The 21,904-nt window shown below is 46.6% G+C and carries 24 protein-coding genes; 18 read left to right on the top strand and 6 right to left on the bottom strand.

Translation table 11 applies throughout. The features are described from left to right. The first annotated feature begins 12 nt into the window (after nucleotides 1-12). On the top strand, nucleotides 13-801 hold the full coding sequence (fdhD, locus tag VF724_RS13495; RefSeq protein ID WP_371754778.1) for a formate dehydrogenase accessory sulfurtransferase FdhD: 789 nt from the start codon (nucleotides 13-15) through the stop codon (nucleotides 799-801). Between the two features lie 94 nt (nucleotides 802-895). Beyond that, entirely contained in the window at nucleotides 896-1,627 is a 732-nt protein-coding gene (locus VF724_RS13500; RefSeq protein ID WP_371754779.1) for a ZIP family metal transporter, read from the top strand. A 79-nt stretch (nucleotides 1,628-1,706) separates the two neighbouring features. On the opposite strand, the gene VF724_RS13505 is transcribed toward VF724_RS13500, so the two are convergent. After that, the gene (locus tag VF724_RS13505) at nucleotides 1,707-2,159 is read right to left on the bottom strand and encodes a DinB family protein (protein WP_371754780.1); all 453 of its coding nucleotides are present in this window, start codon (nucleotides 2,157-2,159) and stop codon (nucleotides 1,707-1,709) included. A 191-nt stretch (nucleotides 2,160-2,350) separates the two neighbouring features. Here VF724_RS13505 and VF724_RS13510 point away from each other — a divergent pair, with 191 nt between their 5' ends. The 3 genes from VF724_RS13510 to VF724_RS13520 are packed head-to-tail and all read left to right on the top strand — an operon-like array spanning nucleotide 2,351 to nucleotide 6,014. Continuing rightward, nucleotides 2,351-3,793, top strand: coding sequence for a spore germination protein (locus tag VF724_RS13510; protein ID WP_371754781.1), 1,443 nt, complete (start codon nucleotides 2,351-2,353; stop codon nucleotides 3,791-3,793). Between the two features lie 8 nt (nucleotides 3,794-3,801). After that, complete coding sequence (locus VF724_RS13515) at nucleotides 3,802-4,884, top strand: GerAB/ArcD/ProY family transporter (protein WP_371754782.1); 1,083 nt, start codon at nucleotides 3,802-3,804, stop codon at nucleotides 4,882-4,884. 2 nt (nucleotides 4,885-4,886) lie between these two features. Further along, nucleotides 4,887-6,014 (top strand): Ger(x)C family spore germination protein, encoded by a 1,128-nt coding sequence (locus VF724_RS13520; RefSeq protein WP_371754783.1) that lies wholly within the window; start codon nucleotides 4,887-4,889, stop codon nucleotides 6,012-6,014. Here the strand turns inward: VF724_RS13520 and VF724_RS13525 are convergent, their stop codons facing one another. Continuing rightward, complete coding sequence (locus tag VF724_RS13525; protein WP_371754784.1) at nucleotides 6,015-6,686, bottom strand: adenylate kinase; 672 nt, start codon at nucleotides 6,684-6,686, stop codon at nucleotides 6,015-6,017. Between the two features lie 198 nt (nucleotides 6,687-6,884). Here VF724_RS13525 and VF724_RS13530 point away from each other — a divergent pair, with 198 nt between their 5' ends. Continuing rightward, a complete protein-coding gene (locus tag VF724_RS13530) occupies nucleotides 6,885-7,292 on the top strand; it encodes a universal stress protein (RefSeq protein WP_371754785.1) in 408 nt (135 codons plus the stop codon). A gap of 124 nt (nucleotides 7,293-7,416) precedes the next feature. Further along, nucleotides 7,417-9,027 (top strand): PAS domain-containing sensor histidine kinase, encoded by a 1,611-nt coding sequence (locus VF724_RS13535; RefSeq protein WP_371754786.1) that lies wholly within the window; start codon nucleotides 7,417-7,419, stop codon nucleotides 9,025-9,027. Between the two features lie 15 nt (nucleotides 9,028-9,042). On the opposite strand, the gene VF724_RS13540 is transcribed toward VF724_RS13535, so the two are convergent. After that, nucleotides 9,043-9,777 (bottom strand): Crp/Fnr family transcriptional regulator, encoded by a 735-nt coding sequence (locus VF724_RS13540; RefSeq protein ID WP_371754787.1) that lies wholly within the window; start codon nucleotides 9,775-9,777, stop codon nucleotides 9,043-9,045. A gap of 298 nt (nucleotides 9,778-10,075) precedes the next feature. Here VF724_RS13540 and VF724_RS13545 point away from each other — a divergent pair, with 298 nt between their 5' ends. From VF724_RS13545 to VF724_RS13555, 3 genes are all read left to right on the top strand, one after another. Beyond that, on the top strand, nucleotides 10,076-10,519 hold the full coding sequence (locus VF724_RS13545; RefSeq protein WP_371754804.1) for a GAF domain-containing protein: 444 nt from the start codon (nucleotides 10,076-10,078) through the stop codon (nucleotides 10,517-10,519). A 124-nt stretch (nucleotides 10,520-10,643) separates the two neighbouring features. Next, a complete protein-coding gene (locus VF724_RS13550) occupies nucleotides 10,644-11,297 on the top strand; it encodes a response regulator (protein WP_371754788.1) in 654 nt (217 codons plus the stop codon). Beyond that, on the top strand, nucleotides 11,290-12,393 hold the full coding sequence (locus VF724_RS13555; protein WP_371754789.1) for a PAS domain-containing sensor histidine kinase: 1,104 nt from the start codon (nucleotides 11,290-11,292) through the stop codon (nucleotides 12,391-12,393). Before VF724_RS13550 ends, VF724_RS13555 begins: the two co-directional genes overlap by 8 nt. A 28-nt stretch (nucleotides 12,394-12,421) precedes the next feature. On the opposite strand, the gene VF724_RS13560 is transcribed toward VF724_RS13555, so the two are convergent. Next, nucleotides 12,422-13,267 (bottom strand): alpha/beta fold hydrolase, encoded by an 846-nt coding sequence (locus VF724_RS13560; protein ID WP_371754790.1) that lies wholly within the window; start codon nucleotides 13,265-13,267, stop codon nucleotides 12,422-12,424. A 431-nt stretch (nucleotides 13,268-13,698) separates the two neighbouring features. Between VF724_RS13560 and VF724_RS13565 the strand changes: the two genes are divergently transcribed. The 8 genes from VF724_RS13565 (at nucleotide 13,699) to VF724_RS13600 (ending at nucleotide 20,768) form a co-directional block, all read left to right on the top strand. After that, nucleotides 13,699-14,352 carry an ankyrin repeat domain-containing protein gene (locus VF724_RS13565; RefSeq protein ID WP_371754791.1) on the top strand — a complete coding sequence of 218 codons (654 nt, stop codon included), beginning with the start codon at nucleotides 13,699-13,701 and terminating at the stop codon, nucleotides 14,350-14,352. Nucleotides 14,353-14,453: 101 nt separating this feature from the next. Then, nucleotides 14,454-15,158, top strand: a complete 705-nt coding sequence (locus tag VF724_RS13570; protein ID WP_371754792.1) for a FadR/GntR family transcriptional regulator — start codon at nucleotides 14,454-14,456, stop codon at nucleotides 15,156-15,158. Between the two features lie 558 nt (nucleotides 15,159-15,716). After that, nucleotides 15,717-17,090: an ABC transporter substrate-binding protein gene (locus VF724_RS13575; protein ID WP_371754793.1), complete on the top strand. Its 1,374-nt coding sequence runs from the start codon at nucleotides 15,717-15,719 to the stop codon at nucleotides 17,088-17,090. Between the two features lie 73 nt (nucleotides 17,091-17,163). Beyond that, on the top strand, nucleotides 17,164-18,033 hold the full coding sequence (locus VF724_RS13580) for a branched-chain amino acid ABC transporter permease (RefSeq protein WP_371754794.1): 870 nt from the start codon (nucleotides 17,164-17,166) through the stop codon (nucleotides 18,031-18,033). Further along, nucleotides 18,030-19,067 (top strand): branched-chain amino acid ABC transporter permease, encoded by a 1,038-nt coding sequence (locus VF724_RS13585; RefSeq protein ID WP_371754795.1) that lies wholly within the window; start codon nucleotides 18,030-18,032, stop codon nucleotides 19,065-19,067. Before VF724_RS13580 ends, VF724_RS13585 begins: the two co-directional genes overlap by 4 nt. After that, nucleotides 19,064-19,813: an ABC transporter ATP-binding protein gene (locus VF724_RS13590; RefSeq protein ID WP_371754796.1), complete on the top strand. Its 750-nt coding sequence runs from the start codon at nucleotides 19,064-19,066 to the stop codon at nucleotides 19,811-19,813. Before VF724_RS13585 ends, VF724_RS13590 begins: the two co-directional genes overlap by 4 nt. After that, complete coding sequence (locus tag VF724_RS13595) at nucleotides 19,813-20,511, top strand: ABC transporter ATP-binding protein (protein WP_371754797.1); 699 nt, start codon at nucleotides 19,813-19,815, stop codon at nucleotides 20,509-20,511. The genes VF724_RS13590 and VF724_RS13595 overlap by 1 nt, the downstream gene beginning before the upstream one ends. A 62-nt stretch (nucleotides 20,512-20,573) precedes the next feature. Next, complete coding sequence (locus tag VF724_RS13600; RefSeq protein ID WP_371754798.1) at nucleotides 20,574-20,768, top strand: twin-arginine translocase TatA/TatE family subunit; 195 nt, start codon at nucleotides 20,574-20,576, stop codon at nucleotides 20,766-20,768. Between the two features lie 97 nt (nucleotides 20,769-20,865). Here VF724_RS13600 and VF724_RS13605 read toward each other — a convergent pair whose 3' ends face one another. Then, complete coding sequence (locus tag VF724_RS13605) at nucleotides 20,866-21,216, bottom strand: RsiV family protein (RefSeq protein ID WP_371754799.1); 351 nt, start codon at nucleotides 21,214-21,216, stop codon at nucleotides 20,866-20,868. Further along, a complete protein-coding gene (locus VF724_RS13610) occupies nucleotides 21,113-21,475 on the bottom strand; it encodes a polysaccharide deacetylase family protein (RefSeq protein WP_371754805.1) in 363 nt (120 codons plus the stop codon). Before VF724_RS13610 ends, VF724_RS13605 begins: the two co-directional genes overlap by 104 nt. Nucleotides 21,476-21,904: the final 429 nt, after the last annotated feature.

The following is a 21,904-nucleotide window of genomic DNA, read 5'->3' on the forward strand; positions in this document are numbered from 1 at the left end:
CGAGGGAAGACAATGGAAAAACGGATGACGATCCGTCGAAACATTCTTAAATACGGCGGCGGTTCGTTTTCGGAGCAGGAAGCTCTGATCGTTGTAGAGTTTCCGTTAACCGTGAAGCTCAACGGCGAGGAATTTGGCACGATGGTTTGCACGCCTGAAGGGCTTGAGGATCTGGTGATCGGTTTTTTGGCGTCTGAGGGGATTATTCGCTTTGTGGAAGAAGTGGACTCGCTATCCGTCGATGTTTCCAAGGGATTCGCTTACGTTGAGCTGAAGAATAAGCAGCCTGCGCACATGGACACGGTGTCCAAACGGTTCATCGGCTCCTGCTGCGGGAAAAGCCGCCAATTTTATTTCTACAATGATATGAAAACGGCAAAAACGGTGACCAGCCGCCTGCAAATCAGTCCGGAGCAAATCTTTGCTCTGATGGATGCCCTGCAGTCGGATTCAACGGAGTTCCAGTCGACCGGCGGCCTGCATAATGCCGCCTTGTGTACGCCGGATGGGATTGTGCATTTTGCGTCAGATATTGGCAGGCATAATGCACTGGACAAAATTTACGGCCATATGCTGAAGAACCGCATACCAGCTCATGACAAGCTGGTTGCCTTCAGCGGCCGCATATCCTCGGAGGTATTGTTGAAAATCGCCAAAATCGGCTGCGGCATCCTGCTCTCGAAATCGGCCCCAAGCGATTTGGCCCTGGATCTTGCGGATGATCTCGGCATCACGGCCATCGGCTTCATCCGGAACCGGCAGATGAACATCTATACGCATCCGCATCGGGTTCGCGTTTAGGGCTTTGCAACATGTGAATCTTTTTTAGTTTTACGTCTTTTATGACTGGCATGTACATATTGTTTTCCTATAAGCTTGTTTCATGGAGGATCTTATGGAATACATGCTGGCCGGCAGCGGCTTTTCTTCCCTTTGCACAGTAATCGGCGCTTTTCCCGCTCTATTCTTCAGAAACATCTCTTACCGCGGGAAAGACATGCTGTTGGCATTTACCGCAGGCTCAATGATTACCGCATCGATTTACAGCCTGATCCCCTCCGCCTTGAAGATCTCCAATTTATTCGTGATCACGACGGGCATTTTGCTGGGTACGATGATTTTGACCCTTATCGAGCTCAATTTGCCGGAGCTTAAGCCGGGAAACTCTTTGCATCCGTCTCTTGACGCTAAATCCGTGATGTTCCTGATCGCGATTACTCTTCATAATCTGCCCGAAGGGCTTTCCGTGGGAGTCAGCTATGCCAGCCAGTATCGGGAGCTGGGACCTTTGGTTTCCATTGCGTTCGGTCTGCAGAATATGCCAGAGGGCTTTTTGATTGCCTTGTTCCTGGTAACCAACCGGATCGATTCGCTCAAAGCGTTTTTTTTCACGACTGTCACCGCAGCGCTTGAGTTTTTGTTTGCCGTGCTGGGGTATCTGTTTACAGACAAGGTCAAGGATCTGGTTCCTTACGGATTGTCCTTTGCGGCGGGAGCGATGCTGTATGTGGTCGTCGAGGAAATCATGCCGGAAAGCTATGAGAACGGCCATGAAAAGCTAGCCGCTTTTTCTTTTATTTTCGGCTTGCTGACAATGATCATTTTCACGCACTTGTTTGAAGGATGACGAAGCGATCAACATACATAAGAGAGGCTGCGCGGAATTCAATTTGAATCCTCGGCAGTCTCTCTTCAGTTTGGGAGTCTTACAATGTTTTTTTCATGGCCCAAATATAGCCCGTATGCAGTCCTTCATGGTAGAAAGAGAAATTGATGATCTCCCCGATGGTCTTCATCTCTTTAAACGGCTTAGCCGCTTCCTGATCCAGCCGTCCGGAGAAGGTTTCGCGGATTTTCAGCATTTGATCCTTCAGGTGCTGTTTGAGCACCTCCAAAGAGGGAGGCGTTTGCTGCCAATCCGCCGGCTTCGACCCGTTCTTGAAAAGCTCGACGTAATCCCCGGGGATCCCGGACTTCTCATTATTCAATTGGAAGATAAGCATTTCATGAACGGTAAGAATATGTCCGAGATTCCACCGGATATTGTTGTTGAATCCGGCGGGAATACGGTCCGCGAGCTCCTCCGAGACATTCTCCAATTGATCAAGCATCCGTGATCTTGCAGTTTCCATAAATTTAAATACAAGTTCCTCTGACATGGGTTAACCCTCCTCCATCACTTTTCCCCTACAGTTTATCCTTGAAACGGAAGAAGTTCAATCAAAATTGCTCAAATAAAGATGGATGGGCAATCTCTTAAAAAGGAATAATTAAACAATCGGATTGGAATAATACGGACATATTTTGGTGAGATACGGAGGCGTCCAACATCAGGCAGGCACATCATGAGGTGACCCAAAAGGCGCAACTGATACAAGAAAAACTTGGCCACAGCAGTGACGTGGTTACCCGCCATGTTCATTTGGAGTCCGGACAAATGGCTGTGATTGTTTTTTTGGATGGACTGGTGGACAAGGAGCTTCTGGAAAAATTGATTCTTCCGTGGCTTTTGCAGGAGGGGAAACAAAGTGTCAGCTCCGAACGCTTGGAAAAGGAGCTTCCCGTCAGCGGACTTAAGCTGGAAACGCAGCAGCATCTAGTCGTTGACGCCGTTTTGTCAGGACAAGCTGTCCTGATCGTGCAGCAGCTTAAACCTTATTTTCTGATTTCCATCCCGAAATGGACACAGCGAAATCCCGATGCCCCGGCAATAGAATCGACCGTTAAGGGCACAAGGGAAGGTTTTGTGGAAACACTGTCCGTTAATCTTTCCCTCGTGCGGCGGTATTTGAAGGATCCTCGGTTGACAGTGGAGCAGATCTCTGTCGGCTCGCTGTCGCAAACCAAAGTGGCCATCTTGTATGTGCGGGAAATAGTCAATCCGGAAGTGTTGGATGAGGTAAGACAAAGACTTGGGCGGATCGAAACAGACACGATCTTAGCCTCCAGCCAGATCGAGCAATGGATCGAGGATAATGGCTGGTCGATATTTCCAACGATTCAAGTGACGGAACGTCCCGATGTCACTGCAGCTTCTTTGGCCGAAGGAAAAGTCGCTGTTTTTACCGATAATTCGCCGTTTGCCCTGCTTGTGCCATTCACTTTTATTGAAAGGCTTCAGAATATGGATGATTATTATGAAAAATGGCAGGTTGCCATGCTGATCCGTTTCGTCCGTCTCGTTGCTTTTGCGCTCAGTCTGTTTGTGCCGGGTTTATACGTAGCCTTGATTCATTACAATGCGGCGTTGATTCCGACAGATCTGCTCATCTCAATCATGAACTCGCATGCGCAAATTCCATTCCCTGTTATCTGGGAGCTGCTGCTCATGGAATTGACGATTGAGATTTTCCGGGAAGCGGGGATTCGGTTGCCCAAGCCGTTGGGGCAAACCGTCGGCATTGTCGGCGGCATCGTCATCGGGGAGGCTGCTGTTCAAGCTTCTCTGGTCAGCCCGATTACGCTCATTGTCGTGGCTCTTACCGCCATGGCATCATTCAGCGCGCCAAACTATTCTCTGGCATACTCTTTCCGTTTGCTGAGATTCATGTTCATCGGCTTGTCGGCCGTTCTCGGTCTGTACGGATTTGTATTCGGGGTAACCATCATTTTGATTCATTTGTCCAGTTTAAACAGCTTCGGTGTATCTTACCTGGCTCCCTTTGCACCACTCCGGCTTCGCGATTGGGTCGACCAATTGATGCTTTGGCCCGCTCGCTGGAGAAATTTCCGCCCGGCTTATTTGACAACACGGTCGAGAAAAGGGGATTGGAAGCCGTTGAAGAGAGGTTAGGATCTGTCTTGAGCGAACATGAAAAGCTGAAGATTTCCACTTATCAAATCGTCTGGCTGGTTGGCGCCTTTGCTCCGGTCGGTCTTACTTCGCTTCCCAGAGAATTGAACGAGTATACCCAACAGAGCGGATGGATGTTTGCTTTGGCCGCTTCCTTGCTGATTCTGCTGCCTATACGCTTACTGGTCAACCTGACCTCCCGTTATCCGCAGCAAAACTTCGCTTCCATTCTGGAATCCATTCTCGGTAAATTTGCGGGCAAATTCATGATGCTGATTTTGTCTCTTTACATCATAATCTCCACGGCCTTCAGCATCCGCATTATGACGGACGGGGTGATTACTTATTTGTTGTTCCATACACCCAAATGGATAATTATCGCCGCGGCTTTGGCTGTTTCCGTCTATGCAATACATAAAGGGGCAAAGACTATTATTCGTTTCAATGAATTCATACAGCCTGTTTTGTTCATGACATTTTTCGCCATATTCATTTTAGTTTTTAACAAATCTGATTTCACCAATTTACTCCCCTTGGTCTCACGGGAAATACAGTGGAGAAATGGGGTACTTCTTTCGGTGTATCCTTTTTTTCATTTACTGGCTCTCGCTTTTTTCTTCCCATTTACCGCAAATCCCAAGCAGCTATGGAATGGAGCCGTATGGGGAACTCAAATCATCAATTTCACCTTTTTAATATTGTTTATATTGAATATTGGAATTTTTGGCAGCACTGAATTGAATTATATCCAGCATCCCGGCATTGAGATGGCCAGATTGATTGAATTGCCGATTCTTGAACGAATGGAGATTGTATTTATGACGTATTGGATCCTTTATTCCTTCACTTTATTTATTGTCGGTACGTATTCGGGTTCGGTGGGCCTGCAGCAATTATTTAACCGGGGCCCAAGATCATGGTGGGCATTGGCGGTTGGAGCGGTCGTCTATGTTCTTTCGCTGCTTCCTGAGAATATCGATACCGTCCACCAGTTGGAGCTGCTTCTGAATCAAGTGAATGCGGTTATGATGTTTATGTTCGTTCCGCTTTTGACGCTGGCCGACCGGATTAAAAAGAAGGCGAGGAGTTAACGATGCGGTTGATGGGAATCTGCGCGGTATTGCTTAGCAGCACCATTATGCTTAACGGATGCTGGGATTATGAGCGGCTGGGAGCCCATGCGCTGATTACGGGAATCGCGGTCGATAAATATAAAGCTGGACATATACTGGGCATAGAAGTCATGGAAATACCGAAAGGGACATCTGGGAAAGCCGAACAGACCACGAAGCCGAAAGTGATTATAAGCTCAATTGGTATTGATTCTGTTGAAATTCCGCTTCATTCCATTCAAACCCGGATTTCCGGACAGCCTTTTTACCCGAATCTGCAGATTTTAATGATTGGCAAGGAACAAGCCCGGGCGGGAATCGCGGATATTATCAGCCATTTTATTCGGGATCCGGATATGCGGCGAACCACAGAGGCGGTGATTGCTCAGGACAAAGCGACGGAACTGCTGCAAGCGAAGCCGGATGAATCCCATTTCACTTCTATGTATGTGAAAGATATGGTGACTGCCGCAAGCTCGTCCGGCCGGACCATCAGCTCCGACATTGGGGAAATTTCCCGGAGCATCCATGAACAATCGGTTTCCCTGCTGCCTGTGGTAGAGCCGTCGAAGGATCGCAAAGAGGTCAAAGTGCTTGGTACCGCCATATTGAATAAGGAAAAATATATTGACATGCTGAATGTGAACGAGAGCGTCATGATCGCGTTCCTGAAAGAGGATATTGAACATGGGAGCTTGTTCATGAAGTGTCCGAAAACAGGCCAAGGTTCAGCCGCAATGGATATCATCAGCACCCGGTCCGATATTCGTCCGGAATTTAAGGGAAACAAGCTCCAGATTAGAGGAAATCTGAAATTGACCGGGTATTTGGCGGAATACACTTGCGCGGGCCAACGAATCGAAGGTCACGAAAATATAAAGAGGCTGGAAGCTTATTTTACAGAAAAGCTGAATCGCCGTATCAATACAACGGTAGGCTCGATCCTGCAGCGTTCAGGAGCGGATGTTTTGGACATCAGGGATTTTTTCGAAAAACGAAAACCGGACCAATGGGAGGCCATTGAGCCCGATTTCGGGAATTTACTGAAAAAAGCGAAGGTTGATATTCGAACAGATGTCCACATCAAATTAAAGGGTGCGGGAACTTGATCAGACTTCAATCGTCATGAACAGCCTGACATTGCGGATGATCCGCATGATTTCATCGGATATCTGCCATTCCTCGCGGTTGCCGTCTATTGTGCGCAATATGCCTTGAGCATGATAGAAGGACTTCAATTTCTCCATTTCCGTCAAGGATTGGCGGATTCGTTTCTCAATGACGGAAGGCGTATCGTCCGAGCGCTGAATAAGGATCTGTCCGCATCGATCGCAAATACCCGGTTTCAGCGGCGGCCGGAATTTGACATGGTAGATAGCTTTGCAATTGGGACAAATTCTTCGTCCGGACAGTCTCTCCAAGAGGCTCTCTGCGTCTACATCGATCCACAGAACATGGTCCGGCTTGCGCCTAAGCTTGTTGAGAAGCTTGTTGAAGGTCTGCGCCTGCTGAACCGTCCGGGGGAATCCGTCGATTACAAACCCATTCTCACAATCCGTTTGCTGAATCCGCTCCCGCACGATTTGCAGCGTGATCGCTTCAGAAACAAGTTCTCCTTGTTTCAGAGACGCTCCGATTTGTTTCCCCAGCGCACTTTGCTTCGCTGCTTCCTTCCGCAGCAGATCTCCGACCGACAGATGCGGTACGGCTAATTGCCGGGCGGTTTTCTGCGCTTGGGTTCCTTTGCCGGAACCGGGTGGTCCCAACAGGATCAATATCATATGCCCAACCTCCCGGGATAATCGAAAAAGTTGATGTATGTATATTCACGGACTGAACAGCGGGTTCGCTTGATCGTTTCGTTCGCCTGCCCAAAAAATGCCGGTTTTTTGAAATAATAGTGATTTTCATCACAGGGGGATTGCTTCAGCCGTTGTACAGTAATGAAGAATGGAGAATTCGCGAGAGGGTGATAATGAATGAACGAGAAAATTAACTTGGTGGCCTACGACGGGTCGGAAGATGGGGAAAAAGCCTTAAAAAAAGCGGTCAAAATCGCTTTCAACGACAAAAGCGTACATCTGTACATTCTTCATGTTTTGAAGCCGTTTGGTTCGTTGAGCGGATATCCATGGGTATCTTATAAGCAAATTTCCGAAAAAATGATGGAAGAGGTGAAGGAATCTCTCCGGATGCTGGACAATCCGCTGGACATCAAAATCATTGAAGGGAATCCTGCACCGGAAATTGTCCGGTTCGCCAAAGAAATCAATGCGGATATGATTATTCTTGGGAACAGAGGACTCAGCGGATTAAAAGGATGTCTGGGAAGCGTAAGCCATCATGTGGTGGAAAAAGCGCACTGCACCGTGATGGTTGTCAAGTAGCTCAAACCGTTGTCATTTGACAAATGAAAGATACGGAAGGAATTTGCTGGAATCAATCGAATAATATAAATATACCGCTAAATTTGTCATTCCTAATTGTTCTGATACGGGACGGATAACAAATATGAAAAAGCACTACGGAAAAATTATTGTTACCATCATTGTGATCGCGATGATCGCTGTTCATTATTCTTTTGACTTAACCACTTATGAAAATGTCGAAATTTTTGAAATGCTGATCATTTTTATAATGGCCTTCTTCTTCAGTCTCCAATATGATAAAGCGAAATATTACGCCAAAGAACTCATCAGGAAGCAGACGGAGATGAAAAGGATTTTTCATCATGTCGATGCGGCAATCTGGTCGAAGGATTTGTCAACCGATTCAGTGGAAATTTCCAAAGCGATTGAAGTGATATTCGGCATCGCCCGGCAGAATCTTATTGAGGATCCCGACGCTTGGATCAACGCGGTTCATCCGGAGGATCGGCACATATATCTGGAGATGCGGGCGGAATTGTTATCCGGGAAGCCGAGCATCCGGGAATACCGCATCATCTCTCCCGCCGATGGGACTGTCAAATATATTCAAGACCGCGGCAAGCCCATATTGGATGCAAACGGCCGTCTGGTTAAACTCATCGGCGTGGTTCTGGACATGTCCGATCGGAGACGTGTGGAAGAAAGCTTGCTCGCGACGAAGCACCAGTTGGAATCCTTTCTGGAAAATAACATCGATGCCATTGCGATTTGCGACAAATCGGGCAGGGTCATCCTGATCAATAAAGCCTTTGAGCAAATGTACGGTTGGAGCCAGAGTGAAATTCTCGGGAAATACATGTGGGAGCTGCCGACGATCCCGAGCGATTTCAAAAATGAAGCGGCCATGCTGAAAAATGAACTTCAAGCAGGGCGTTCCGTCAGGGAATTTGAAACCCGTCGTGTCCGGAGAGACGGGAGTCTCATTAATGTGATTCTGACTGGATCGCCGCTTCCCGACGCCAAGGGGAACATGGACGGCTGGTCATTAATTGCCAGGGATATTACGGAAAGGAAACGGACGGAGGAGCTTTTACTGCAGCAGGAAAAACTCTCGATTGCAGGCCAATTGGCTGCAGGCGTGGCGCATGAAATCCGTAATCCGTTCACTTCGCTGAAGGGCTTCCTCCAGCTTTCGAAGTCCAAGCTTGATCAAAAGCACTACGATATTATGCAGTCCGAGCTGAGTCGGATCAATGATATTATCGACGATTTTCTGCAGTTGGCCAAACCGCAGAGAATCAAATTTCAGGTGACGGACCTGCACGCGATTTTGAAAGATATTGTGGCGATATTAGAGACGCAGGCCATCTTGAACAATATTCAGATCCTACAAGATTTGCAGGAGCAGATTCCGCTTATAACGTGCGAACCCAATCAAATCAAGCAAGTATTGATCAATCTTTTGAAGAATGCGATGGAAGCCATGCCTCACGGGGGAAATATCCTGCTGCAAATGAAGCATGAGGATGAGGATCGGATCCTGCTGCGAATACAGGACGAGGGCATAGGAATAGCGGAAGACCGCCTGCCCAAATTAGGCGAGCCGTTTTATACGACGAAGGATCATGGAACCGGCTTGGGATTAATGCTTTGCTACAAAATCATCGATCATCATAAGGGAAGAATAGAAATCCGCAGCGAACTCCATAAGGGTACGACAGTAGATATTATTCTTCCCGTTCAGAGCGCTTAGAGCTTATCTCTTTTGTCAGATCCGGCAGATTTCTTTCGGGCAAGCGGGATATTTGGGACAATTGCACACATAACGCAAATCTTCCATGCGGCGGATCACCAGTTTGCCGTTTTTCATTTCTACAATGCCTTCGTCTTTAAACGCGCTCAGCATCCGATTCACACTTTCCCTGGTCGCCCCGATCATGTCCGCGATTTCCGCATTGGTCAGCTTAATGTTCAGACGAGTTCCCTCCGTACAATGGACTCCATACGAATTGCTCATCCGGATCAAGGTCGAGGCGAGAGCCCCTTGTTTGCCGTAGAACAGCAAATCGCGGAATTTGGATTGGGTCGTCTGGTGCATCATGGCCATCCACTTCATGAATTCCACGGCAAAATCCCCGTGCTGGTATAGGAGCACCTCCAAGTCTTTTTTCTGAATGATGCCGATGTCGGCGTCCTCTATGATCTCCGCGCTGAAGCTGTTTAAGCCTTCACCGAAGCTTCCGAGCTCCCCAAACAAGTCTCCTTGCCGCATAATCGACAAAATTAAATTTCTGCCGTCTTCCGTCGATTTGAGCAGCTTCACCCTTCCTGAGCGAATATAATACAGCTTGCCGGCATCTTCGCCTTCCCAGAACAGATAGGCGCCTTTTTTGGCTTTATGTGGATACATGATGCTTTGCATCAGTTCAAAGTGGTCTGCATTAAAATAACTTCCGTTTTCGTCCTTGGAGGTTGTAGTCTGCTGTTGGGTCATGACAGCCATTTGATTCACTCCTTCATCGGTTATGCAACTATCATATCGTGAAGTCCGGCTGAATGTTATCGGGAGATTTCCTGAACCTGTCAGGATGAATTCCCTGAACTTGGTATGAGAAAAATCACAGCAGACGAGAAAATACCCTGAGCATGGAGATCCGATTCTCCTTATCATTACGTTTTATTTCTTGTAAACTTTCAGGGAATTCCCTGAATTACATTCCCCCTTAAAAAATATAGAATGGAGTATGCAGGAAGCTGTACTGTACGGCTTAGAGCAGACAGGTGGGATTCAATTGAAGGACGTGCAAGTGCAAATCGAATATTTGCTGCATTCCCTGCGGGAGACGACTTCAAGCGATTTTTCCGCTTTGGGCTTCCTGGAACCGCTCGATCAACGGATTCGATGCGATTATGTATCCGGAAACCAGAACGAGAAGTTCAAGAATATTGTGCTGAGGCCGGGAAAGGGGATCGCCGGTGAAGTGCTCCGGCGCCGAAGACCGTTTATATTGGATGCTTCGGTCCAGGATGCCGGAATGCAGCGCATGAATTTTCCCATCATGCTGGCTGAAAATCTGCAATCCGCTGCAGCCGTTCCTGTAAGGATCAGCGAGGAAGACTGGGGAGTGCTGCTTGTTGCTAGCCGCTCACTGCGTCAATTTCTCAGCCGGGAAATAGAGATGCTTGAGCAGTCGGCCGACCGTTTGGCCGTTCTCCTGCGGGCAGCAGAACTAAAGAATGATTAATTATTTTTCCAAATCTACGAATTCCTGATTGTAGGAATTCGTTTTTTTATTTATGATGGAAACAAGTGTGATAAAAGTCACTGACAAAACAGAAACAATGTGGAGAAGAGGAAGGAAGCGGGATATGACCAGAATTCTGGTAGTGGACGATCATGCCGTCGTTCGATCCGGATTAATGATGCTGTTGAACAACAAACACGGCATGGACGTGATCGGAGAAGCGGCGGACGGAAACGAAGCCATTGAATTGGCGGTCAAGTTGCAGCCTGATGTTGTATTGATGGATTTGAGCATGCCCGGCGGAATGGACGGTATGACGGCCACAAGCGAATTGAAGAAGCAGCTTCCCGAAACGGCGGTGCTTATTCTGACCATGCACGATGATGAGGAATATTTGTTTCGCGCCATTCATGTCGGCGCTTCCGGCTATATATTGAAGAGCGCTCCGCACGATGAGCTGATGACGGCTATTCAATCGGTTGCCAAAGGAGATGCTTATTTATACCCCACTGCAACGAAGAAGCTGATGAGCGAATATTTGGATAAACTGAAAACCGGAGATTCATCCGGAACCTTCGACTCTTTGTCCGAGCGGGAAAAAGAAATTCTGGCATGGATCGCCAAAGGCTATTCGAACAAAGAAATCGCCGAACATTTGATAATCAGTGTGAAGACGGTAGAATCCCATAAAAGCAATCTGATGGAGAAGCTCAGCTTGAAAACAAGACCGGAATTAGTGAAATTCGCCATGAAAAAGGGGTTGTTGAACTTTGAATAACCGCGGGCAGCGTCCTTATCCGCAAGTGATCGGGCAGAACGCGGCGGATCTTTTGTCGCAGCTTGAAGGCCGGATTTCCAATCCGGAATTACAGGAAAAGCTGAAGCATTCCCTTCAGGAATTTGCCGATTTGAAGTTTGCCCTTGACGAATCGGCGATCGTTGCGGTCACCGACAGAAAAGGCACCATCAAATATGTCAACGATACCTTCTGCAATATTTCCAAATATTCCAGAGAGGAACTGCTGGGAAAAGATCATCGGATCATCAATTCGGGCTACCACGGCAAGGCTTTCATGAAGGATTTGTGGCAAACCATCGGAGCGGGAAAGGTATGGCGCGGAGAAATCAAAAACCGTGCCAAGGACGGAACTTATTATTGGGTATATACGACAATTGTGCCGTTTTTAGACGAGTCCGGGCGACCTTACCAGTATTTGGCGATTCGCAATGAAGTTACCCCTTTGAAGAAAGCGGAAGAAGAATTGAAAATGATGATGAACCGGGTGATGCAGATTCAGGAGGAGGAGCGAAAGCGATTTTCCCGGGAGCTTCATGACGGAATCGGACAAAGCCTGTTTGCCCTGCTGATCCAACTAGATCAGTTGACCGCCAGTTCCCCTGTTCCCGAGCTGGAGAAGCTTCGCCGCAGCGTATCGAACATCATGGCCGATGTGCGCAGCCTAGCCTGGGAGCTTAGACCTTCCGTGCTGGACGATTTGGGCGTGGTCCCGGCCATTCGCTCTTACCTGGACAATTATTCCCAACATTACGGAGTCCGCGTCGGGTTTGAATGCAATTTGCGGACCCGGCTGGATGTGCACAAGGAGACAACGATATATCGGATAATACAAGAAGCATTGACGAATACGGGCAAATATGCGGACGTCATGGAAGCGCAGGTTGCGGTCCGCGAGACGGAAACGAATGTGGAAGTAAGCATCATCGATAACGGGAAAGGCTTTACTCGCAGCCACCAAACCAAAGGGGTGGGGCTGTTCAGTATGGAGGAGCGTGCGCGGGGAGTGGGGGGACGGCTCGACATTGAATCGTCACCCGGAAGCGGGACGTTTGTGACGCTCATTCTGCCTAAATGAGGACTTACACACAGTTCTTTTTGTTGTACTAAATCCGCACGCTCATCCACTGAAAAATTTTTTCGAGCGCCTGCCGATTATCCAAAAACTGATGATGGCCTTGAGAAAATACGATATTTGCTTTATCGTCAGTCGGGATCGTTTCGAAAAACAGCTGAATTTTTTCTGAATCCACGATCGGATCATGTACATCATAAAGGAATATAGAGGGCAAATGGAATTTGGACGCTTCTTTTAATGCTCTCGTTCCGTTCCGAAGCAGCTCCATGAGCCATCGAGGCGTGTAATGCAGCACTAACGGGTCCTTCATTCCTTCAACCATCCAGTCCGGCATTTTCGTAAACCACTTAAACTTTTGAATCAACCGGTTGTTTTTTAGCGAATTCAGCGTGAGTCGTGGTGCCAGGATAGATGCGGCTTCAGTGGTTTTTCTGAAAAAATAGGGAAGCTTGCGGCGGACAGCCACTGCCGGGGAACTGAGAATCACCCCCGAAGGTTTAAAGGAAAAAAGCTGCAAGTAGCGGATAATCACTAACCCGCCAAGACTGTAGCCGGCAAGAAAGATTGGAAGCGGCGAGTATTTTCGGCGGATATCCACGACGATTTCGTGCAAATCCTGCAGATATTCATGAAATTTATACACGTGGCCGCGCTGTCCGCCAGATTGTCCAAATCCCCTTAAATCAGGGGCCATTAGAGCGATATTGTGTTTTAAACTTTCCATGCCGATCAAGGAATAATGCCCGGAATCCTCTCCAGCCCCATGGATCAGCAGAATAAGGCCTTTGGGTTGATCCGGCTTCCAGATTCGATAAAACAGAGGCGTATTTTTGCATAATATATAATTCGTTTCAAAATAAAGATTTTTAAACATGACAATCCATCCCAATCTTATTTTGATTGCATAGTATCTCCTTAGCGGAATGGAAGTATTCTTGTCAAAGGAAAGCGGCTGCCCAGCTTCATGATATCTTTCATATATTGGACAATAGCCGTGTATGCTGCGTTTTTTTTTCATACACTGTATGTATAGACGATACTGCCATTCCGGTTCGAAGGACACCTCCAATATCAGGAGGTTTACATCGGTCACGAATACCACAGGCACTTGTATTCCCATCATTGATCACTTAATCGTGATGGGTAACGTTGATATTTAAGCAGATATTTACAATATATTCACATGCGGAATCATTGGTGCAAGTTTCTTATGAACCGTCGGCTGCGGGCCGCGGTTTTTTTATATTCCTCGGATATGATATATTATTCATGAAAAAATATGTGAAAGGTCAGGAGTGCATATTCATGATAGAGGAACTTATGCTTGCAGCAAAAAACGGTGATACCGAAACGATGCAGCTGATTCTGGAGAAGCATCCGGAGCTTTTAAACGCCACCATGCCAAACGGGGAGAGCCCATTAACTGCGGCGCTGTATTACGGCAAACAGAAAGCCGTCGACTTTCTGTTGGACGCCGGGGTTTCCGTTACGATTCATGAGGCGGCGGCGCTTGGAGACACAGATACCTTATCGTATATGCTGGATCTTGAGCCGAGACTGATCTCCGAATACAGCTTTGACGGCTGGACACCTTTGCATCTGGCCTGTTTTTTTGGCGGATATGAGGCGGCGGAACTGTTGATTGACCGAGGTGCCGATGTACTGGCCCGCTCGCGAAACAATTTGGACAACATGCCGATTCACACCGCGGCCGCGGCTAAACGAACCGCTATCGTGCGTTTGCTGCTGGAACGGGGAGCCGATCCGAATGCCCGGCAGCATGGAGGGTGGACACCGATTCAGCAAAGCGTGAAAAATTTTGATGCCGAAATGACCGAGCTCCTGATTCAGCAACAAGCCGATCCGGACATGGCGCAGGACGAAGGGATGACGGCCCGCACGATAGCCGAGGAAAAAGGTTATACGGACATACTCGACATTCTGATGCGTAAATCTTAATATAAAAAACTATTTATGAAACCGATGTGATAACTAAACTTAGTATGCTATAATACTTCTAGCATTTTGATATTTACAAATTAATCATAATGGGGTGTGCGATGAAACCGCCATTAAAAATGCGTAAATCCTATGAAGAAGTATTTGAGCATTTGAGAGATCAAATTGTTTCGGGAAAATACAATTCGGGTGAACGCCTTCCGTCCATAAAAGAATTCTCGATTATGTTCGGAGTCGGACAATCCACCATCCGCGAAGCGATCGGCTCGTTAAAAACCATGGGGCTTGTTACGATCAGACAAGGGGAAGGGACTTTTGTCACGCATATCGAACCGACGGAATTGTTGTCGAGATTGGACTCGCTCCGTCCGATAACGAAGCAGGACGTCATTTCATTGTTCGAGGTTCGGAAAATTATCGAAACCTCCACCGCCAGGCTCACCGCACAACGAAGAACGATTGAGGATCTGAGGTTAATCGGAGATGCGCTGAATGAAATGGAGGATGCGCACATTCAGAATTTAAGCGAGATGGGCGCAAAAGCAGATTGGAAATTTCATATTGCAATTTCCAGAGCGACGCGCAACGAAATATTGAATTTATTGATGCATTCGATTTCCGAACTGATTGAACGGACTATGAGTGTTTCATGCAAGAAGATGTTTGAAATTGAAGGCGTTTCCGAAAAGCTTCTGCAGAACCACCGGGACATATATGATGCCATACGGCTTCAAAAAGCCGAGGAGGCTGAGCTGCTGATGCTTGAGCATCTTCAATATGTGGAGAACTTTTATACCGTAACATAGAGAGGATCAGAGTTTCTGACTCTCTTTTTGTTTCACAAAAAAGTTGAAATATTGATATTGTTGTTTTATAATTTCCAATATAAGGTCATCAGATGAATAAAAAAACAGAGATATGATGTATTTTGCCGAATTCTGTGTTATGCTGAATTAGAGTAATTGAAAGCGCTTAATATCGAACCCCTAAAACCGCAGAAATTGGACGCGTATGACTGTTGCGGTATTGACGATTGAATTGTGCGAAACTTGGGAAAACATAAAAAAGAGATTTAAAAATTAATGAATATTGTTATAATAGTTACACTAATGTATTAATAGTGAACATTTAGAGATCAGATGACCCCATTTTGTATCCGATTTCATTACTAGATATAGGAGGTGATTACCAGTACTTAAGTAGTGGAAATGTCGGTTTTGTGCAGACGTCCCATGCCATTTCAATGGTGCCCGCAGGGGATGAAAATGGCACGCTGAGGCGTCCTTGAAGATTCACATTGAATGATTTTGGAGGAAGTGAATGTTCAAGGTAGTTATCCATTATTTATTTCGGAGGGGTTTTCTATGAAAAAAGAAGAAGAAAAATATTCAAGAAGAGAATTCTTGAAAAGAGCAGGAGTATACAGCGGCGCCATGATTTTGGGGCCGACATTGCTTTCCGCTTGCGGATTGGATAAGAAAAGCGGCACTCCGTCGCCTTCAGCATCAGCCGGCGGATCATCCGCAGCGCCAGCTGCAGCAGGCGGCAGCAAGAAAACCATCAAAATCGGCTTGCTTGAGCCGTACAGCGGACCTTATGCCGTATCGGGAACGAGCGAGAAGCAAGGCGCAGAAATCGCGATGAAAGAAATTAACGACGCCGGCGGAATTTGGGGAGGTTATCAAATTGAGTATGTAACAGAGGATGATCAAACCAAGCCGAACGTCGGGGCCGAGAAGGCAAGAAAATTGGTGGAAAAGGACAATGTTGACATTCTTGTCGGCTGCGTCTCCAGCGGCGTGGGATTGGCCGTCTCGGCTTATGCCCAGCAAGCGGGTATTCCCTATGTAGGAACGGGGATACACTCCGATGAATTGACCGGAGCGAAAGTCAACAAGTTATTCTTCCGTTCGACCATCAGCAATCTGATGTCGGCCAGAGCTACAGGGAAATTCCTGCTGGATTCAGGGAAGAAATGGTATTTCATCACTTCCGACTATAGCTGGGGGTGGTCCGGAGAAGCGGCATTCATGGGTGTATTAAAAGAAGCCGGCGGCCAAGTCATCGGGGTGGACAGAATTGCGCTTGGATCGACCGATTACAGCTCGCAATTGACCAAAGCGAAAAGCTCCGGCGCCGATGTTTTGATCATGTCCTTGTACGGTTCCGATCTTGTAAACGCTTTAAAACAGTTCGGGCAATTCGGAATGATCGACAAAATGATGGTTGGCGGTCCGTTGAACGGTACAGAGATCGCTTCCGGTTTGTCGGATGCCGAAAATGTAGGCTACTGGGGTATGCCGTGGGCTCCTGACAATGGGGCTCCGAGAGCTACGGATTTTGCCAAAAAAATTACGGATACTTATAAAACCACTATCAACTGGCGTCATTGGTGCGGTTACAACGGTACGATCGCGGCGATCAAAGCGATCGAGGCGGCCGGCACGACGGAAGCGGCAGCTGTTGTAAAGGCATTTGAAAGCTTGAAATGGGACGGACTGAAGAAAAGCGACGTCGTCATGCGCGACTGGGATCATCAGGCCCTTCAAGAAGTCTTTGTCGGTCAAGCGATTCCGAAAAAGGATTGGGCATATGACGGTCAGTACTTCAAGGTGGTCGGAACCGGCGACGGAGCCAAGCTGGCCGCATCCAAAGAAGAGAATAAAGATGCCATTGAGGTGCTTTCCAAGCAAACGATCCCGGCCAGAGCGAATTATTCACCTGTAGCAAAAGCATAGTCTATGATAAATCGGGGGGAGGAATTGTAACCTCTTCCCCTCCCCGAAATTAAACTAAAGAGGATGGGGTTTTATGTTGGAGATGCTGGGAATGCAGTTGTTCACCGGATTATCCCTGGGTCTCGTTTTTGTACTCCTCGCATTGGGGTTAAATTTGATTCTTGGATTAATGGGTGTCGTCAATTTTGTGCATGGCGCTTTTTTCATGATTGGAGCTTATATGACATTTACCCTGGCGCCCAAAATTGGATTTGGATTTGCTATCCTTATTGGTGCGCTGCTCGTTGGCTTCATCGGTATTCTGATTGAAGTTCCGATGATTCGCAGGGTTTATTCACGCATTCCCGAATACGGACTGTTATTGACTTTCGGTATGACTTTGATCATCGAACAATTAACCCGAATCATTTGGGGTGACTTTCCGCAGCCGATATCTCCTCCGTCTTTTCTCGCGGGAGGTATCAACTTGGGCTTTATGGAATTTCCAATGTACCGCTTTTTCGTCATGCTGATTACCCTCGTGATCATTGGAGCGGTTTGGTTATTCCTGACAAAAACCAATTTCGGAATGGTCATTCGCGCCGGAATTGAGGATCGTTTGATGGTCGGCGCGTTGGGTGTGAATCTTCCCTTAACCTTTACAATCGTATATGGTATCGGTGCGGCCCTCGGCGCAATAGCCGGCGCTATTGCTTCTCCTTTATACGGGGTTTCCCCGTCAATGGGCGGAGAATTTATCATTTACGCATTTATCGTGGTTATCGTCGGCGGTATCGGAAGCTTTTGGGGCTCGATTGCCGGCGGACTGTTGGTGGGAATTGTGCAAAGCCTTGTCGTTTTGATTTGGAGCCCGGCACAGCAGATGTCAAGCTTTATCATATTGGCGCTCGTCTTGCTGCTGCGTCCTAGAGGATTGTTCGGTGTAGAGGGGGCATTAGATTGAGTATCAAACGTATTCTCATTCATCCATTATTCTTGTTCGCAGTCGCCCTATACATCCTTCCCTATTTTATGGTGTATACGGGAAGCTTTGTGGATTTGGCTTCGAGTATCATTATCTACGGCTTGTTGGCAATGGGCTTTAATTTCTTATTCGGACACACGGGCGATCTTTCTTTCGGTCACGGATTGTTTTTCACCTTTGCCGGATTTACCGCAGGGAATATAGCTCTTCATTTTTCTTCAAATTTGTTCCTTACTCTTATCCTTGGGGTGCTTTCTTCAGTCGTCATAGGGGCCATCGTTGGCGGTCTGGCGGTTTACCGCAGCAAAGGAATTTATTTTTCGATGATCACGTTGGCTTTCGGTCAGGTCTTTTTCTATATCGGATATTCCAGCAGAGGTTTTACCGGTGGGGAAAACGGTCTTGGCGGAATACCCAAGCCGAATATCCTTGGACTGAATTTGTCCGACCCGCCTACTTTTTATTACACAGCTGCCGTATTTGTGTTTATTGGCGCATATGTTCTTTATCGAATTGCCAATTCGCCGTTCGGCAAGGTTTGCAGAGCGATCAACGCGAATAAAAACCGGCCGGAGTTTCTCGGATACGATGTGAAAAAATACCGATTTAAAGCTTTTCTGGTATCCTCCGCAATAGCCGGTTATGCCGGGGTTCTCAGCGTATACCACATCGGATACATGTCTTCCCAATCCTCTCATTGGTCCGCCTCCGGGGAAATTGTCATGATGTCGGTTCTCGGCGGGATCAACAATTTGTTCGGCCCGGTTATCGGAGCGTTGATGTTCAAGTATCTGGAAGATATTTTGTCCGGATACACGAATTATTGGTTTCTGCCGGTTGGAATTATCTTTGTTTTCTTCGTCTTGGTTGCTCCCAAAGGAATTGCGGGACTGTTACAGCCGCTTTATGAAAAGCTCGCCCAAAAATTGGGTATAAATGTAAACGCTTTGCCGGAAAAAGATCCTCAAGGAACAGCAGATATTGAACCGCATAAGAAGGAGGTTTCGGCATGAAGGAACTGTTTAAAACGGAAAATTTAGTAAAGAACTTCGGTTCTTTTACCGCAACCAATGATGTGAATTTATCGATTCGAGAGGGAGAGCTTCACGCCATTATCGGTCCCAACGGAGCAGGAAAGACGACGCTTTTCAATTTGCTTACCGGCGCGATCAAGCCGACATCGGGAAAGATTTTGTTAAGAGGAGAAGATATCACGGGATTATCTCCTCATGAAATTGCCCAAAAAGGCGTGGCCAGATCGTTTCAAATCAGCAATGTATTTTTGGGATTAACCGTTTTTGAGAATGTGCGGATTTCCGTTCAAGCCAAACGTGGTACGGCTTCGTTTTCGATTTTTAGGAAACCGAAATATCTAAAGGACATTGTCAATCGCACATGGGAAATTCTTGAACGCACTGGGTTAGCCAAACACGCGAGCACGAGCGCGGAACTGCTTTCACACGGAGATACGCGAAGACTTGAACTGGCTTTGGTCTTAGGCATTGAAGCTCCCGTCATCTTGCTTGACGAGCCGCTGGCGGGAATGTCGCCGGAAGAAAGTAGAGAGGCGATGGAGTTAATTAAGGATATTTCGCGGGATCATTCGGTTGTCATGGTTGAGCATGACATGGATATGGTGTTCAATAATGTGGATTCTATCACGGTATTGGAAAGAGGAGCCATACTAACGACAGGGACCCCGGATGAAATAAAAAATAACGAAGAAGTGCAAAAAATTTATTTGGGGGCGTTGCATTAATGCTGCTTGAATTAAAGGGAGTGAATACGTACTACGGAAAAAGCCACGTTCTTCGTGATGTATCGCTGCATATCGAGCAAGGTGAAGTTGTTGTTTTGCTGGGCCGAAACGGAGCCGGGCGCAGCACAACCTTAAAGACGATAATGGGAATCGTTCCACCGGGAGGTGGTGAAATCCTTTTCAAAGGGGAAAAAATAAACGGTCTGGACGCTTTCCGGATTGCCCGGAAAGGGATGGCATATGTACCTGAGGAAAGAAGAATCTTCGGCTCATTGACAGTCCTGGACAATTTGAAAATGGCCATGATTTACGGGAAAAAAGGCGAATGGACGATTGAAAAGATCTATAAGGCACTGCCACGGTTGGAGGAACGAAAATATCAGGTAGCTCGCGGATTGAGCGGTGGAGAAAAGCAAATGCTCACAATCGCAAGAGCATTGGTAGCCAATCCTGATATCGTCTTGCTGGATGAGCCGTTGGAGGGCTTGTCTCCGATCATCGCCCAATCGATTGAAGAAATCATTAATGAGATCAAGAAAAGCGGTCAAACGATTTTGCTTGTCGAACAAAATGTTCGTTTTGCCTTAAGAGTTGCCAACCGGGGCTTCATTCTCAACGATGGCCATATCGTTGCTGAGGGAGCAGCCAATGAGCTGTTGGAGAATTCAAGTCTGATTAAACGTTATTTGGCGGTATAATTTCACTCGGCAGAATATTTCAGCAGAAAATCTCATGATTTTAGAGAGGAAGGGATAACATAATGCTAAGCAACATCGGAGTGCCCGGGTTGATCCTTATTTTTGCCGTTATTTTATTGTTGTTCGGTCCGTCAAAACTTCCGCAAATTGGCAGAGCGTTCGGCCAGACGATTACTGAATTTAAAAGCTCGACGAAAAATGCGCTGAATAAGGATGAGCCTGAAGTCATTGATGTAAAGAATGAGAAGCAGGTGTAAGTGAATTTGGATTGACCAATGCTCTTATGCTCTTGGGATCTCTAGATCGGATCCAAGAGCTTTTTTAGTATTTAAATGAATGCTGCATACTTAATGATTAAGCAAAATCGGCGGATAAAGCAGCAAGCGGACTTGTGTCCTCCGTGATGGACTGAAGATCGTAAATCGAGATGGGGAACATGGGCAGCCCTACATAGTAAGGAGTTATTTGATACAATTGAAAATACAGCACGAGAGATTTATACGCCAAGTAGAAGTCCTGGTCAGGTTGGATGGTCTGAAATCCGTTGAGGGTCGGGAGCTTCCTCTGCTTGATCTGCTGGTCAACGATCGATGAAAGAGTTTTAATGTAGTCGGATCCAGGTTTGAACAATTCCGCAAGCGAATAAACTTTGCCTGTGTTTAAATTTAAGGTAAGCGATTTTGCAATTGTATATCCATGAGCCATGGGGCGGGAATAAAATCAGGCTCAGTATTCCTCTTTCATTCGTTTTGATCTCATAATGTCCGGTCATTTCCATGAAACTCCCGGTTTGAACCTTCTTTTGTTCATTTAGCAGATCCAGCATGAGTGCATAGATCGTTTGATTGATATGTCTCTCAATATTTGGATCAGGTAAACCGAAAACAAGGGGATAATAAATAGAAATGCCGGGGGATGTAATCAAACCGGTTCGGATCGCCGCTGGCAGTTGAAAAAGCGTCATTCTGTATCCCTGCTTTCTTCTTGAAGTCATTAAGATAAATTATTCATTTTCCCGGGCATGATGATTTGCCGCTGCTATTTCGCTGTCAAGTTTAAAAAAAAGATTAATTGGGTTAATTAATGATGCTGTATTTAATTAATGGAGCTAAATAAATTCGGGAATGAATTCAGGGGATAAACACAGGGATAAATTCTTGAATAAACTCAGGGATACATTTCGAAACAACTTCAGAGGATTTTGGGGGTTGATCACGAATTATATACTCAACTTTCACAGCTTAAAATTCGGCTTAAATCCGTACCGTTAGTGGGCTAGCACCAGAAAAATTGTCCATCTTGACGCAGAAAACACCTTTCACGTTTGGTAAAATGGAAGTGACAAAGCTTTCATCCCCAAACAGAAAGGTGCGTACTTTCATGTTACACCATA

Origin of the sequence: Ferviditalea candida (genome assembly GCF_035282765.1) — a bacterium.
GTDB lineage: Bacteria > Bacillota > Bacilli > Paenibacillales > KCTC-25726 > Ferviditalea > Ferviditalea candida.